This window comes from Caulobacter segnis (genome assembly GCF_003243465.1).
GTDB lineage: Bacteria > Pseudomonadota > Alphaproteobacteria > Caulobacterales > Caulobacteraceae > Caulobacter > Caulobacter segnis_A.
In genome coordinates this window covers 1-13897 of the sequence record NZ_QFQZ01000035.1, presented here as the reverse complement: position 1 = coordinate 13897, position 13897 = coordinate 1, and the positions used below count along the sequence as shown (strand labels likewise).

The window sequence follows — 13897 nt, the reverse complement described above, 5'->3', positions numbered from 1 at the left end:
GGTGGGATGTAGGACCATGGCTCACGATCACCCCGGACACGCGCATCACCACGACCATGATCATCACGATCATGATCACGCGCACGGTCACGGCCATCACCATCATGGCCACGGCCATCACGGCCACAGCCACGCGCCCAAGGACTTCGGCCGCGCCTTCGCGATCGGCACCGCGCTGAACGTGGGCTTCGTGGTCGTCGAGGCGGCCGCCGGCCTGATCACCGGCTCCCTGGCCCTGCTCGCGGACGCCGGGCACAACCTGTCTGACGTGCTGGGCCTGCTGATGGCCTGGGGCGCGGCGGTGCTGGCCAAGCGCGCGCCCAGCCTTCGCCGCACCTATGGCCTGCGCAAGGGCACGATCCTGGCCTCGCTGGCCAATGCGGCCCTGTTGCTGGTCGCCGTCGGCGCGATCGCCTGGGAGGCCGTGCGGCGCTTCGCCGATCCGCAACCGATCGAGACCGGCCCGGTGATGATCGTCGCCGCCGTCGGCATCGCCATCAACACCGCCACGGCCCTGATGTTCATGAAGGGCTCGAAGGAAGACCTGAACGTTCGCGGCGCCTTCCTGCACATGGCCGCCGACGCGGCCGTCTCGGCGGGCGTAGTAGTCGCCGCCTTCGCGATGAGCCTGACGAACTGGCTGTGGCTGGACCCCGTGGTCAGCCTCGCCATCGTCGCGGTGATCGTGCTGGGCACATGGGGCCTGCTGCGCGACTCTCTAGACCTAGCGCTCGACGCCACGCCGCGCGGCATCGATCCCGGCAAGGTGCGCGATTGGCTGGCGAGCCGTCCCGGCGTCTCCGAGGTGCACGACCTGCACATCTGGGCGATGAGCACGACCGAGAACGCCCTGACCGCCCATGTCGTCCGTCCGCTGGACGCCGATCACGACCAGTTCCTGCACGACGCCTGCGCGGAGTTGGCCAGCAAGTTCAACATCGGCCACGCCACCATCCAGGTCGAGACCAGCCACGGCGCCCACGCCTGCCGCCTGGCGCCCGCCGGCGTGGTCTAGGGGCGTGGTGTGACCCTGTCCCTGGGCCTCTACCGGGCCGCCACAGGCCTGCTCGAACCGCTCGCGCCGACGCTGCTGTCCCGCCGCGCCCGCCGGGGCAAGGAAGATCCGGCGCGCCTCTCCGAGCGCCTGGGACGAAGCGACCGCGCGCGGCCGGCCGGTCCGCTGGTCTGGCTGCACGGCGCCAGCGTCGGCGAGAGCTTGTCGATCCTGCCCCTGGTCGAGCGCCTGCGCGCGGAACGCCGCGAGGTCACGGTGCTGGTCACCTCCGGCACCACCACCTCGGCCGCCCTGCTGGCCAAGCGCCTGCCGGCCGGCGCGATCCATCAGTACGTCCCGGTCGACGCGCCCGGCGCGGCGAGGCGTTTCATCACGCTCTGGAAGCCCGACCTCGCCGTCTTCGTCGAGAGCGAGCTGTGGCCCAACCTGCTGCTGGAGGCCAAGGCCGCCGGAACGCGCCTGGCGCTCGTCTCCGCCAAGATGTCGGACCGCAGCTTCGCCCGCTGGAAGAAGCGTCCCGACGCGGCCCGCCAGCTGCTGTCGGGCTTTGATTTGATCCTGGCCCAGGACGCCCGCGCCCACGAACGCTTCGAGGCCCTCGGCGGCCGGGTCGCCGGCGAGGCCGACCTGAAGTTCGGCGCCGCGCCGCTGCCGGTCGACGAGCCCGCCCTCTCAGTCGAGCGCGCGCGTTTCCTCCGTCCGCCCCTGCTGATCGCCAGCACCCATCCCGGCGAGGACGAGATCGTTCTGGACGCCGTCGCCGCCCTGCCCGATCGACCACCGGTCGTACTGGCGCCGCGCCATGTCGAGCGCGGTCCGGCGATCACGAGCTTGGCTGAGGCGCGGGGCCTCACCGCAGTCCTTCGCAGCCAGGCGCCGGGCGAGAGCGCTGATGTCGTGGTCGCCGACACCCTGGGCGAGATGGGGCTGTGGCTCCGCCTGGCGCAGGCCTCCGTCATCGCCGGCAGCCTGGTCGAGGGCATCGGCGGCCATAATCCGCTTGAGGCCGCGCGCCTGGACTGTCCGGCGATCAGCGGCCCGTTCGTCGAGAACTGGGCTTCGGCCTTCGCCGGGCTCGAAGCCGCCGGCGGCGTGGTGATGACCTCGCCGGAAGGGCTTGGGGCGACTCTGGCCGCCGACCTCGCTAACCCCGCCGCCGCGCGCGAACGCGCCGCACGCGCTCGCGCCTATGTCGACGCCCGCGACGCCGAGGCGCGCGCGGGCCTCTCCCGTATTCTTGAGCTGGTTCCATGAAACTCGGCACGCCCCGCTGGTGGTACGTGAGAAGCGGCGGGCCCGCCCCGCTGACCCGCGCCCTGCTGACCCCGATCTCGTGGCTGTGGGCCGCCTCGACCGCGCGCCGGATCGCCAAGACCATCCCGACCGAAGTCGCCGCGCCGGTGATCTGCGTCGGCAACGTCACCATGGGCGGCGCGGGCAAGACGCCGATCGTCCGCGAGCTGCTGCTGACCCTGACCCGTCGCGGCGTCGAAGCCCACGGCCTGTCGCGCGGCTATGGCGGCAAGCTGAAGGGCCCGGTGCGCGTCGACCCCGCCAGCCATACGGCCGCCGAGGTCGGCGACGAGCCGCTGATGCTGGCCCAGGACTTCCCGATGTGGGTGGCCCGCGACCGCGCGGCGGGGGCCATCGCGGCCTCGGCGGCGGGCGCCGGGGCGATCGTCATGGACGACGGCCACCAGAACCCCAGCGTCCGCAAGGCGCTGTCGCTGGTCGTGGTCGACGGCGAGACGCGCGGCGGCGAGTGGCCGTTCGGCGACGGCCGGGTCTTTCCCGCCGGCCCCATGCGCGAGCCGCTGAAGACCGGCCTGGCCCGCGCCGACGCGGTGATCGTGCTGCTGCCGATCGACATGCCGCTGCCGGACTTTGATCTCTTGGTCACGTTCGGTGACATGCCGGTGCTCGTCGCGCGCCTGGAGTCCGCCGCCCCCGTGCCCAAAGGTCCCCAGGTCGGCTTCGCCGGCGTCGGCAAGCCGTGGAAGGTCGAGAAGGCCCTGACCGCGGCTGGCTGCCAGCTGGTGGACTTCGCGCCGTTCCCCGACCACGGCGCCTATGACGAGGCGACGCTGAACATGCTGGCCGACCGCGCCAAGACCTATGACGCGGGCCTTGTCACCACTGAGAAGGACTGGATCCGCCTGCCGCCCGCCTGGCGCGCGCGGGTGACGCCCTGGCCCGTCCGCGCCCGCTTCGATGACGAGGCGGCGTTGGCGGAGTTGCTGGCGAAGGCTGGGGTGTAGCCGAACCTTCTTCCCCCTCAGGGGGAGGAGCGCCGATAGGCGCGGAGGGGGTCAGTCCGCGCGAAATCACCTTACCCGCCCCCACCTGACCGCTTCGCGATCGTCCGCCCCCGAACGGGGCGGAAGGTTCATGGCCCTACTTGTAGACAACCCCGCCCTTGATCACCGACGTGACATGCTGCAGCTCGGTGACGTCCTTCAGAGGGTCGCCTTTCACCGCGATCAGGTCAGCGGCCTTGCCGGGCGCCAGGCTGCCGATCTCGCTGCTCAGCGAGAAGTGGTCGGCGGCGTTGACCGTGGCGGTCTGGATGGCCTCCAGCGGGGTCAGGCCGGCCTTGACCAGCAGGGCGAACTCGCCGGCGTTGTCGCCGTGGGCCGAGACGCCGGTGTCGGTGCCGAACGCGATCTTGACCCCGCCCTCGTGGGCGCGACGGGCCATGGCCAGCATCTTGGGACCGGCGTCCAGCGCCTTGGTGGTCTGGGCGGGGGTCAGGAAGTTGTTGGGGCCCGAGGCGACCCGATAGACGAAGTCGCCGGCCATCAGGGTCGGGACGAGATAGGCGCCGTTCTTCTTGAACAGGGCGATGCTCTCGGCGTCGAGATAGGTGCCGTGCTCGATCGAGTCGCCGCCGGCCCGCAGGAAGCTGTTGATGCCGTCGACGCCGTGGGCGTGGGCCGTGACCTTGCGGCCCATCTTGTGGGCGGCGTCGACGATCGCCTTCAGCTCGTCGTCCGAGAATTGTTGGGCCAGGCCCGCGGCGGTGTTGGAGAGCACGCCGCCGGTGGCGGTGATCTTGATAATGTCGGCGCCGTGCCAGACCTGCTCGCGCGTGGCGCGGCGGCAATCGTCGGCGCCCGAGCAGACCGAGGCCGGCCGCAGCACGTGCATGACCTCGTCGGAGAAGCCGTTGATATCGCCATGGCCGCCATGGATCGACACGGCCGAGCCGGCGGCGATGATCCGCGGTCCCGGCACGTCGCCGCGCTTGATCCCCGCCCGGAGGGCGAAGATCGCCTGGTTCTCGGCGCCCAGATCGGCGACGGTGGTGAAGCCCGCCATCAGTGTCTTGCGCGCATAGCCGGCCCCGACCATCGCCTGGTCGGCGGAGGACTGGGTCACCTCGTCCAGGCGCGAGGTCGGGCCCTGCTGGCCGGTGAGGTGGACGTGGCTATCGATCAGACCCGGCAGGACGAAGCTGTCCTTCAGGTCGACGACCTTGCCGCCCTTTTCGGCGACATAGCCGTCGACGACGCGGACGACCTTGCCATTCTCCAGCACCAGGGTCTTGGCTGTCTCGACCTTGCCCGTGGCGGGATCGGCCAGCAGGCGGCCAGCCTGGACGAAGACGGTTTCGGCGCAAGCGACGCCGCCCAGCGCCCCGGCCAGAACCAGGGCGCACGCGCCCGACAGCAGTTTCCTCATAAAGCCCCTCAAGCCCCCGCTTTGCGCGCGAACTCCCAGGCCCCCTTGGCCAGGACGGGCACGCGCGCCTCCATCAGCTGCGCATGGGCGCTGGCGGCCGTGCCGTCTCGGACGCGACCGACGATGCCCTGGCAGATGCCGGCCAGTCTGAAGAGGTTGTAGCTGAAATACCAGTCCAGCTCGGGCAGGCCGTCGCGGCCCGTGGCCTTGCAGTAGCGCGCGACCGCCTGGGGAATGGTGGGGATGCCGTAGGCTTCCAGGTCCTTGATCTCGGCCAGGCCGCCGCGCTGGTCGGACGGCATCACCCAGTTCATCAGGAAGTAGCTGAAGTCGGCCAGCGGATTGCCCAGCGTCGACAGCTCCCAGTCCAGCACCGCGATCACGCGCGGCTCGGTGGGGTGGAGGATCATGTTGTCGAGACGGTAGTCGCCGTGGACGATCGAGGTCTGGTCATCGGCGGGCACGGTCTTGGCCAACCAGTCGATCAGCCGGTCCATCTCCGGGATCGGGGTGGTCTCGCTGGCCTTGTACTGCTTGGTCCAGCGGTCGATCTGGCGCGCGAAATAGTTGCCGGGCTTGCCGTAATCGGCTAGGCCCACGGCCGCGTAGTCGACGTTGTGCAGCGCCGCCAGGGTGTCGATCTGCGCCTCGTAGATCGCCCGCCGCTCGGCCGGCTGGTAGTCCGGCAGGGTCCCGTCCCACAGGATGCGGCCCTCGACGTTCTCCATCACGTAGAAGATCGTGCCGATGACGTCCTCGTCCATGCACAGGGCGTAGGCCTTGGCGACCGGGAAGTCGGCCTTGTTCAGGCTGGAGATCACCTTGTATTCGCGGTCGACCGCGTGGGCGCTGGGCAGCAGCTTGCCCGGCGGCTTGCGGCGCAGGACGTATTTCCGGCCCGGCGTGACCAGCTGGTAGGTCGGGTTCGACTGGCCGCCCTTGAACTGGCGCACCTCCAGCGGCCCGGCATAGCCCTCGACATTGGCTTCCAGCCAGGCGGCCAGCTTGACCTCGTCGATCGCGTGGCGCGGGTCGACCGGCTTGGTGCCCGAGTTCAGGTCCTGGGCGGACTGTTCGGCGGCTTGAGCCATGGCGCGCTTCTCCCCAACGCTTGTTTGAAAGGGAGTTTAGAGGGTGCGACGCGCCGCGCAACCCTCGTGGAGAGCGGGAGCTATTTGGAAAGCGCCCGCCAGCCGATGTCGCGACGGTAGAAGCCGCCTTCCAGGCTGACGCTTCCCAGAGCGGCGTAGGCCAGATCGCGGGCTTCGCTGAGCGTCGCGCCCAGGGCGCACACGTTCAGCACACGCCCACCGGAAGCGACGAGCCGCCCTTCGAACTCGCGGGTCGTGCCGGCGTGGAAGACCACGACCTCGCCGCCGAAGTCGGCGTCGGCGCCCTGAATGCGACCGCCGGTTTTTGGGGCGTCGGGATAACCCTCGGCGGCGAGCACCACGCAGATCGCCGCCTCGTTGCGCCACTTTGGCGGCTCGGCGGAGGCCAGTTCGCCTTTCGCGGCCGCCAGCAGGATCGGCACGATGTCGCTTTCCAGGCGCAGCATCAGGGTCTGGCACTCGGGATCGCCGAAGCGGGCGTTGTACTCGACGAGTTTCGGACCCGTCGGCGTCAGCATCAGCCCGGCGTAGAGCACGCCGACATAGGGGTTGCCCTCGGCGGCCATGCCCTCGACCGTCGGGACGATCAGCTCGCGCCAAGCCTGGTCGATCAGGGCCTCCGTCAGGACCGGCGGCGGCGAATAGGTGCCCATGCCGCCGGTGTTGGGGCCCTCATCGCCGTCATAGGCGCGCTTGTGGTCCTGGGCCGCGCCGAACAGCACCGCGGTCTTGCCGTCGGAGATGGCGAACAGCGAGGCCTCCTCGCCGTGCATGAACTCCTCGATCACCACCCGCGCGCCGGCCGAACCGAACCGACCGCCCAGCATGTCCAGCACCGCCGCTTCGGCCTCGGCCCGGGTCGCGGCGATCACCACGCCCTTGCCGGCCGCGAGACCGTCGGCCTTGATCACGAACGGCGCTTCCAGGGTGTCGAGGAAGGCGCCGGCCGAGGCGGCGTCCTCGAACACGCCATAGGCCGCCGTCGGCAGGCCGTGACGCTGGCAGAAGTCCTTGGTGAAGGCCTTGGAGGTCTCCAGCTGGGCCGCCCGCTGGCTGCCGCCGAAGCAGGGGATGCCGACCGCCGCCAGCTTGTCGGCGAGGCCGACCTCCAGCGCCGACTCGGGGCCGACCACCACGAGGTCCGCGCCGATCTCCTGGGCCAGGGCCACGAGGCCGTCGGCGTCGGTCGCCTTGACGTTCCTCAGCTCGGCGACCTTGCCGATACCGGGATTACCGGGCGCGGCGACGAGACGACCGCATAGCGGCGACTGGGCGATCTTCCAGGCCAGGGCGTGCTCGCGCCCGCCGGACCCGACGAGGAGGATGGTCAGCTTTTCCATGAGCGCGGGGTGTGACGCGCGGGCGCCGCCGGGTCAAGGGCGGAACCCGCGCGCCCTTAGGCGGCGTAGCCCTTGAACGCCTCGTCATCCGCGTCGGGGCCGCCCTGCATCATGTCCAGGGCGAAGCCCTTGGCCCGGGCCTGTTGCCCGGCCACGCTCTTGCGGGCGTCGGGCTTGGCCGGCTTGCGCGGGACGGGGCGCTTGGCGGGCGCCCGCGCCGGCGCGCGACGTTCCCCGGCGTCGATCTGGAAGAAGGCCATGGAGGTCTGGAGCTCCTCGGCCTGGGCGGCCAGCTCCTCGGACGTGGCCGACATCTGCTCGGACGCCGAGGCGTTCTGCTGAGTGACCTTGTCGAGTTGCTGGATGGCGTCGTTGATCTGGCTGGCGCCGATATCCTGCTCGCGGCAGGCGGCGCTGATCTCGGACACCAGCTCGGCGGTCCGGCGGATATTGGGCACCAGGGTGGTCAGCATGTCGCCCGCGGCCTGGGCGGCCTTGACGGTCTCGGTCGACACCTCGCCGATCTCGGCGGCGGCGCTTTGCGAGCGTTCGGCCAGCTTGCGCACCTCCGAGGCCACCACCGCGAAGCCGCGCCCATGCTCGGCCGCGCGCGCGGCCTCGACCGCGGCGTTCAGGGCCAGCAGGTCGGTCTGGCGAGCGATTTCCTGTACGATGGTGATCTTCTCGGCGATCGTCTGCATGGCGGCGACGGCCTTGGCGACGGCCTGCCCGGAGGTCTCGGCGTCGACCGCCGACTGGCGGGCGATCTTCTCGGTCTGGCTGGCGTTGTCGGCGTTCTGCTTGATGTTGGCGGCCATCTCTTCCATCGAGGCCGAGGCCTGCTCGGCCGAGGCGGCCTGCTCGGTGGCGCCCTGGCTGACCTGTTCGGCCACCGAGGACAGCTCCTGGCTGCCGGCGGAAACGTTCTCGGAGGCGGTCACCGCGTCCGCCACGATCCCACGCAGACGATCGACCATGCGCTCCAGGGCCAGACCGAGCATGTCGCGCTCGGACAGCACCTTGACCTGGGCGGTCAGGTCGCCGTCCGCGATCTGGTCGGCCACGTCGGCGGTTCCCCGGAGATTTTGGACCATGCCCTTCAGCGAGTGACCCAGCACGTCCTTGTCCGACAGCGGGGTGATCTGGACCGACAGGTCGCCGGCCGCCACCTGGTCGGCCAGGCCCGCCGTGGCGCGCAGGTTCGCGGTCATGCGGTTGACCGTCTCGACCAGATCCTTGATCTCGTCATTGGTCTTCACCGTGACGTTCTGGTCCAAGTCTCCCAGCGCCACCGCATTGGCCAGTCCACTGATCTTGGCGAAGCCCTGGGCGATGGTCCGGGCGATCCAGACGGCCGCGGCGGCGGCGAGCAGGATCGAGACCACGATCACGGCCAGCAAAGCGTTGCGCGACGTGGCGTAGGCGCGCTCGCTCTCGGCGGCGGCTTCGGCCAGGCGGTCCTCCTGCACCTTCACCAGATCATCCACCGCGGCGGTGATGCGGTTGGTGACCTGGCGCTGGCCGGTGCGCATCAGCAAGTTCGCCTGCTCGCGCCGGCCTTCCATCAGGTCGCGCCGGACGGAGTCGTCACTTTCGGAGAACAGCTCCCAATCGCGGGCGATCGCCTCCCACTTGGGCTTGCCCGCCACCGAGGCGTGGGCGAGACCAGCCTCGAGCAGGCTGGCGACCTTGGCCTTGCTCTCGTCCGCCTTGGCGTTCTGGGTCTTCAGCTCGTTGGCGTCGTCCGCCAAGGCCATGTTCTTTTCGGCGCGGATCACCTCAAGCAGCGCCATGCCCAGACCCTGGCTGCGCTGAAGCTGGGCGACGGGGCCCTCGACCATGGCCGCCTGGCCTCGGTTCAGGACCCGGAGTTCGCTTATGCCGAACAGGGTGGCGAACGCCATCATCAGGATGAGGGCCCCGAAGGTCAGGGCCAGTTTGAGCTTGATTGTCATACGCATGGGAGGCTCCGACCTTCATCAGGACCAAGACAAAGAGATTGTAAAAGCAGTGGAGGGCGTTGCTCTTTTTCTTTGTTCACAAATGACGCCCCTTCGCCTCTAGGCCGCCATCCTGCGCCTACAGACGCATCTAGAGACCAAACATGCGAACGCTAATATCTGGCTAAAATCGGGAGCACCAACACAGTTGAATGCGATTTCACTCATGATTACTGAGCTCTTAACCGCCGAAATGGCGCCGAATATAGAGTAGAAGTCCGCGATACGCCCAGCGAAGGGTCGGCCGGGCGCGGTTAATGGGTCATGAATTCGGCAACCCACAAGATAGCGACATTCCGCCTCACGACCTTCAGACGAAGACGTAAGATCCTTGCGAAAACACGCCGAGGTTACCTTGGCCATTGGCTCGCCCATGTCCGCCGCAAACAAAAAGCCGCGCGCCAGAGGTGGCGCGCGGCTTCGTGAAGTCGGGGTGACGAGGCGGATCAGGCCGCGTCGAGATCCAGCGAATAGCCGGCGGAGCGGACCGTGCGGATGGGATCGCCATCGGACGAGCCGTTCAGCGCCTTGCGCAGGCGGCCGATGTGGACGTCGACCGTACGGGCCTCGACATAGACGTCCGAGCCCCAGACCGCGTCCAGCAGCTGCTCGCGGCTGAACACCCGGCCCGGATGCTGCATCAGATAGTCGAGCAGGCGGAACTCGGTCGGGCCCAGATGGACCTCCTTGCCGTTCCGCTTCACGCGGTGAGCGACGCGGTCGATCACGATGTCGCCCACCGTGATGCGGTCGTCGGCCAAGCCCGGACGGATGCGGCGCATCACGGCGCGGACGCGGGCGGTCAGCTCGACCATCGAGAACGGCTTGACCACATAGTCGTCGGCGCCGGTGTCGAGGCCGCGAATGCGGTCGCTCTCCTCGCCGCGCGCCGTCAGCATGATGATCGGCACATTACGGGTTTCCGCCCGGCCCCGCAGGCGGCGGCAGACCTCGATGCCCGACACCTTGGGGAGCATCCAGTCCAGGATGACGAGATCCGGCGCGCGTTCGCTGGCCAGGGTCAGGGCTTCCTCGCCATCGCCGGCCACCGTGACGCGATAGCCTTCCTTGTCGAGGTTGTAGTGCAGCAGGGTGGCGAGGGCGTCTTCGTCTTCCACCACCAGAACGTAGGGAGTCACTTCGGATCGCCTCCCGCCTTACTGCGCAACGACGTCGAGCTTGGGCCGCTGGGACACCAGTTCCTCGCCGGTCAGCTCGAAGTGGATGATCTCGGCGATGTTGGTCGCGTGGTCGCCGATACGCTCGAGGTTCTTGGCCACGAACAGCAGGTGGGCGCAGGCGTTGATCGTCCGGGGATCGCCCATCATGTAGGTGAGCAGCTCGCGGAAGATCGAGTTGTAGTGCTCGTCGACCTCCTCATCGCGGCTCCACACGCCGATGGCGCGCTGCAGGTCCGAGGTGGTGTAGGCGTCGAGCACGTCCTTCAGGCGCCCCTGGACCAGCTTGCCCATCCGCTCGATCGAGCGGGTCAGGGCGGTCATCGGGTCGGCCTCGGTCAGGATCAGCGCGCGCTTGCCGATGTTCTTGGCCATGTCGCCGCAACGTTCCAGGCTCATCGAGATCTTCAGGGCGGCGACGGCGTGGCGCAGGTCCACGGCCATCGGCTGGCGCAGGGCGATCAGGCGGAACGCCTTGCGCTCGATCTCGCCTTGCAGGGCGTCCAGGCGCTCGTCGCCCTGGACCACGGCCTGGGCCAGCGGGCCGTCGCGGCGGGCGATGGCGGCGATGCAATCGGCGACCTGGCTCTCGGCGATGCCGCCCATGCGGGTGACTTCCGCGGTCAGGTGGGCCAGCTCTTCGCCGTAGGATTTGACGGTATGTTCGGTCATGGCGTGATCCTCCCGGGCTCGATTAGCCGAAGCGGCCGGTGATGTAGTCCTGGGTGCGGCTGTCGCGAGGATTGGTGAACATCTCCTCGGTCGGGCCGCTCTCGACCAGCTTGCCGAGGTGGAAGAAGGCCGTGCGCTGCGACACGCGGGCGGCCTGGGCCATCGAGTGGGTGACGATGACGATGCAGAACTGGGTCCGCAGTTCGTCGATCAGCTCCTCGATCTTGGCGGTGGCGATCGGGTCCAGGGCCGAGCAGGGCTCGTCCATCAGGATCACTTCCGGCGACACGGCGATCGCGCGGGCGATCACCAGGCGCTGCTGCTGGCCGCCCGACAGGCCGGTGCCCGGCTGGTGCAGGCGATCGGCGACCTCGTTCCAGAGACCGGCCTTCTTGAGGCTGCTCTCGACGATGGCTTCCAGCTCGGCCTTGCCGGTGGCCAGGCCGTGGATGCGCGGGCCATAGGCGACGTTCTCGAAGATCGTCTTCGGGAAGGGATTCGGCTTCTGGAACACCATGCCGACGCGCGAGCGCAGGACCACCGGGTCGACGCTCTTGGCGTTGACGTCGGCGCCGTCGATCTCGATCGAGCCCTCGACGCGGGCCGAGGCGATCGTGTCGTTCATGCGGTTGATGCAGCGCAGGAAGGTCGACTTGCCGCAGCCCGACGGGCCGATGAAGGCGGTGACCGACTTGGCCGGGATATCCAGGTTCACGTCGAACAGCGCCTGCTTCTCGCCGTAGAACACCTTGACGTCGCGGGCCTTGATCTTGGGCTCGCCCACCGGAGCGACGGCGGCGGCCTGCGGCACGGTGGTCTGGATCACCGGCTTGCCGGCGGTGTCATCGGGGCTTTGGACGGTCATGGCGTGTCCGCGCAGGAGAGGATGGGCGAGAGGGTTCAGGATCTGGGTCATGGGAAACCTACCAGCGGCGCTCGAAGCGGCGGCGCAGGATGACGGCCGCGGCGTTCATGACGATCATGAAGACGAGAAGGACGATAATGGCGGCGGCGGTGCGCTCGTGGAAGGCGCGCTCGGACGCGTTCTCCCAGATGAACACCTGGACCGGCAGGACCGTGGCCGCGCCGGTGAAGCCTTCCGGCACGCCGGGCACGAACGAGACCATGCCGATCATCAGCAGCGGCGCGGTCTCGCCCAGGGCGTGGGCCAGCGACAGGATGGCGCCGGTCATCACGCCGGGCATCGCCAGCGGCAGCACGTGGTGGAAGACCGTCTGGGTCTTGCTCGCGCCGACGCCCAGGGCGGCCTCGCGGATCGAGGGCGGCACGGCCTTCAGCGCCGAGCGGGTGGCGATGATCACGGTCGGCAGGGCCATCAGGGCCAGCACCAGGCCGCCGACCAGCGGCGAGGACCGCGGCACGTTCAGCCAGTTGATGAACAAGGCCAGGCCCAGGAGGCCGTAGACGATGGACGGCACGGCCGCCAGGTTGTTGATGTTGACCTCGATGATGTCGGTCCAGCGGTTCTTCGGCGCGAACTCTTCCAGGTAGACGGCCGCCAGCACGCCGACCGGCACCGCGATCAGGGCGGTGATGAACAGCATCATGGCCGAGCCGACCACCGCGCCCAGCACGCCGGCCTGTTCGGGCTCGGTCGAGTCGGAGTTGGTGAAGAAGGCGAAGTTGAAGCCCGACTTGATCGCGCCGGCCTTCTTCAGCTGGTCCAGCCAGTCGAGCTGCTGGTTGTCCAGCTTGCGGTCGCCCTCGGCGGTCGAGCGCTTCAGCTCGCCCTTGAAGTAGAGGTCGGCGTCGGCCTTCAGCGGGCCGGAGACGGTGATCGTCTGGCCGATCAGCTTGGGGTCGGCCTTGATCTTGTTCAGCAGCTGGAAGCCGAAGTCGCGCGACACCAGGTCCTGGACCTTGCTGGAGGTGGTGCCCAGGTCGTCGTCCTGCACGCCCAGCTTCTTCATCACCGCCTCGGCGACGATATAGTCGTAATTGACGCCGGAAAGGTCGGACGTGTCGATGCGGTCCGGGTTCAGATAGACCGGCACGCTGAGCGTGTGGCTTTCGAACGTCGTGTAGCCTTGGGCCACGATGCGTCCGACCAGCACCACCAGGAAGATCATGGCGATGATGATGGCGGCCATGCCCTGCGCCTTGAACAGGCGCTCGGCGCGGTGACGCTTCTTCAGACGGTCGTCGGCGGCCGAGAAGGCCGAGCGCGGGGCGGCCGCGCCGAGGGTCGCGTCAGTCATATTGTTCCCGGTACTTCTGGACGATGCGCAGGGCGATGATGTTCAGGCACAGCGTCACCACGAACAGGGTGAGGCCAAGACCGAAGGCCGACAGCGTCTTGGGGCTGTCGAACTCCTGGTCGCCGGTGAGCAGGGTGACGATCTGGACCGTGACGGTGGTCACCGTGTCGAGCGGGTTGGCGGTCAGCTTGGCCTGCAGGCCGGCGGCCATGGTCACGATCATGGTCTCGCCGACGGCGCGGGACATGGCCAGCAGCATGGCGGCCATGATGCCAGGCAGGGCGGCCGGCAGGACGACCTTCTTGACCGTCTCGGACTTGGTCGCGCCCATCGCATAGCTGCCGTCGCGCAGGCTTTGCGGCACGGCGTTGATGATGTCATCCGACAGCGAGGAGACGAACGGGATCAGCATGATACCCATCACCACCCCAGCCACCAGGGCCATCTGGTTCTGGACTTCCATCAGGTAGGTGGCCATCGGACCGGGCGGCAGGGCCGCGCCGATGGCGTTGAAGCCGGCGCGGAACAGCGGACCGACGGTCAGGGCGGCGAAGAAGCCGTAGACGACGGTGGGCACGCCGGCCAGCACCTCGAGCAGGGGCTTCACCACGCCACGCACCGGGCGGCTGGCGTATTCCGACAGGTAGATCGCCGAGTAGAGGCCGACCGGCGCGGCGACC

General features: G+C 68.8%; 12 protein-coding genes. 3 read left to right on the top strand and 9 right to left on the bottom strand.

Annotated features, from left to right (window positions below):
- Positions 1-16 precede the first annotated feature (16 nt).
- The 3 genes from DI526_RS12205 to lpxK are packed head-to-tail and all read left to right on the top strand — an operon-like array spanning position 17 to position 3273.
- Complete coding sequence (locus tag DI526_RS12205) at positions 17-1015, top strand: cation diffusion facilitator family transporter (RefSeq protein ID WP_304278102.1); 999 nt, start codon at positions 17-19, stop codon at positions 1013-1015.
- A 9-nt stretch (positions 1016-1024) separates the two neighbouring features.
- Positions 1025-2269 (top strand): 3-deoxy-D-manno-octulosonic acid transferase, encoded by a 1245-nt coding sequence (locus tag DI526_RS12200; protein WP_304278101.1) that lies wholly within the window; start codon positions 1025-1027, stop codon positions 2267-2269.
- Positions 2266-3273 (top strand): tetraacyldisaccharide 4'-kinase, encoded by a 1008-nt coding sequence (gene lpxK, locus DI526_RS12195; RefSeq protein WP_304278099.1) that lies wholly within the window; start codon positions 2266-2268, stop codon positions 3271-3273. Before DI526_RS12200 ends, lpxK begins: the two co-directional genes overlap by 4 nt.
- Before the next feature lie 136 nt (positions 3274-3409).
- On the opposite strand, the gene DI526_RS12190 is transcribed toward lpxK, so the two are convergent.
- The 9 genes from DI526_RS12190 to pstC all read right to left on the bottom strand — a co-directional run.
- The gene (locus DI526_RS12190; protein ID WP_304278097.1) at positions 3410-4696 is read right to left on the bottom strand and encodes an amidohydrolase family protein; all 1287 of its coding nucleotides are present in this window, start codon (positions 4694-4696) and stop codon (positions 3410-3412) included.
- A gap of 8 nt (positions 4697-4704) precedes the next feature.
- Positions 4705-5787, bottom strand: a complete 1083-nt coding sequence (locus DI526_RS12185; protein WP_304278095.1) for a phosphotransferase family protein — start codon at positions 5785-5787, stop codon at positions 4705-4707.
- 80 nt (positions 5788-5867) lie between these two features.
- Entirely contained in the window at positions 5868-7148 is a 1281-nt protein-coding gene (gene purD, locus DI526_RS12180; RefSeq protein WP_304278093.1) for a phosphoribosylamine--glycine ligase, read from the bottom strand.
- 56 nt (positions 7149-7204) lie between these two features.
- On the bottom strand, positions 7205-9109 hold the full coding sequence (locus DI526_RS12175) for a methyl-accepting chemotaxis protein (protein ID WP_304278091.1): 1905 nt from the start codon (positions 9107-9109) through the stop codon (positions 7205-7207).
- 485 nt (positions 9110-9594) lie between these two features.
- The gene (gene phoB, locus DI526_RS12170) at positions 9595-10287 is read right to left on the bottom strand and encodes a phosphate regulon transcriptional regulator PhoB (RefSeq protein WP_304278089.1); all 693 of its coding nucleotides are present in this window, start codon (positions 10285-10287) and stop codon (positions 9595-9597) included.
- Between the two features lie 18 nt (positions 10288-10305).
- Complete coding sequence (gene phoU / locus DI526_RS12165; RefSeq protein WP_304278087.1) at positions 10306-10998, bottom strand: phosphate signaling complex protein PhoU; 693 nt, start codon at positions 10996-10998, stop codon at positions 10306-10308.
- Positions 10999-11020: 22 nt separating this feature from the next.
- The gene (pstB, locus tag DI526_RS12160; RefSeq protein ID WP_304278084.1) at positions 11021-11863 is read right to left on the bottom strand and encodes a phosphate ABC transporter ATP-binding protein PstB; all 843 of its coding nucleotides are present in this window, start codon (positions 11861-11863) and stop codon (positions 11021-11023) included.
- Between the two features lie 58 nt (positions 11864-11921).
- Positions 11922-13217 (bottom strand): phosphate ABC transporter permease PstA, encoded by a 1296-nt coding sequence (gene pstA / locus DI526_RS12155; protein WP_304278082.1) that lies wholly within the window; start codon positions 13215-13217, stop codon positions 11922-11924.
- Positions 13210-13897: phosphate ABC transporter permease subunit PstC (gene pstC, locus DI526_RS12150; protein ID WP_304278078.1), on the bottom strand; the 688-nt coding region annotated here is incomplete at its 5' end. The genes pstC and pstA, both read right to left, overlap by 8 nt.

Coding starts and splice junctions, on each gene's coding strand:
- DI526_RS12205 (WP_304278102.1), top strand. CDS start 17: ATGGCTCACGATCACCCCGGACACGCGCATCACCACGACCATGATCAT.
- lpxK (WP_304278099.1), top strand. CDS start 2,266: ATGAAACTCGGCACGCCCCGCTGGTGGTACGTGAGAAGCGGCGGGCCC.
- DI526_RS12190 (WP_304278097.1), bottom strand. CDS start 4,696: ATGAGGAAACTGCTGTCGGGCGCGTGCGCCCTGGTTCTGGCCGGGGCG.
- DI526_RS12185 (WP_304278095.1), bottom strand. CDS start 5,787: ATGGCTCAAGCCGCCGAACAGTCCGCCCAGGACCTGAACTCGGGCACC.
- purD (WP_304278093.1), bottom strand. CDS start 7,148: ATGGAAAAGCTGACCATCCTCCTCGTCGGGTCCGGCGGGCGCGAGCAC.
- DI526_RS12175 (WP_304278091.1), bottom strand. CDS start 9,109: ATGCGTATGACAATCAAGCTCAAACTGGCCCTGACCTTCGGGGCCCTC.
- phoU (WP_304278087.1), bottom strand. CDS start 10,998: ATGACCGAACATACCGTCAAATCCTACGGCGAAGAGCTGGCCCACCTG.
- pstB (WP_304278084.1), bottom strand. CDS start 11,863: ATGACCGTCCAAAGCCCCGATGACACCGCCGGCAAGCCGGTGATCCAG.
- pstA (WP_304278082.1), bottom strand. CDS start 13,217: ATGACTGACGCGACCCTCGGCGCGGCCGCCCCGCGCTCGGCCTTCTCG.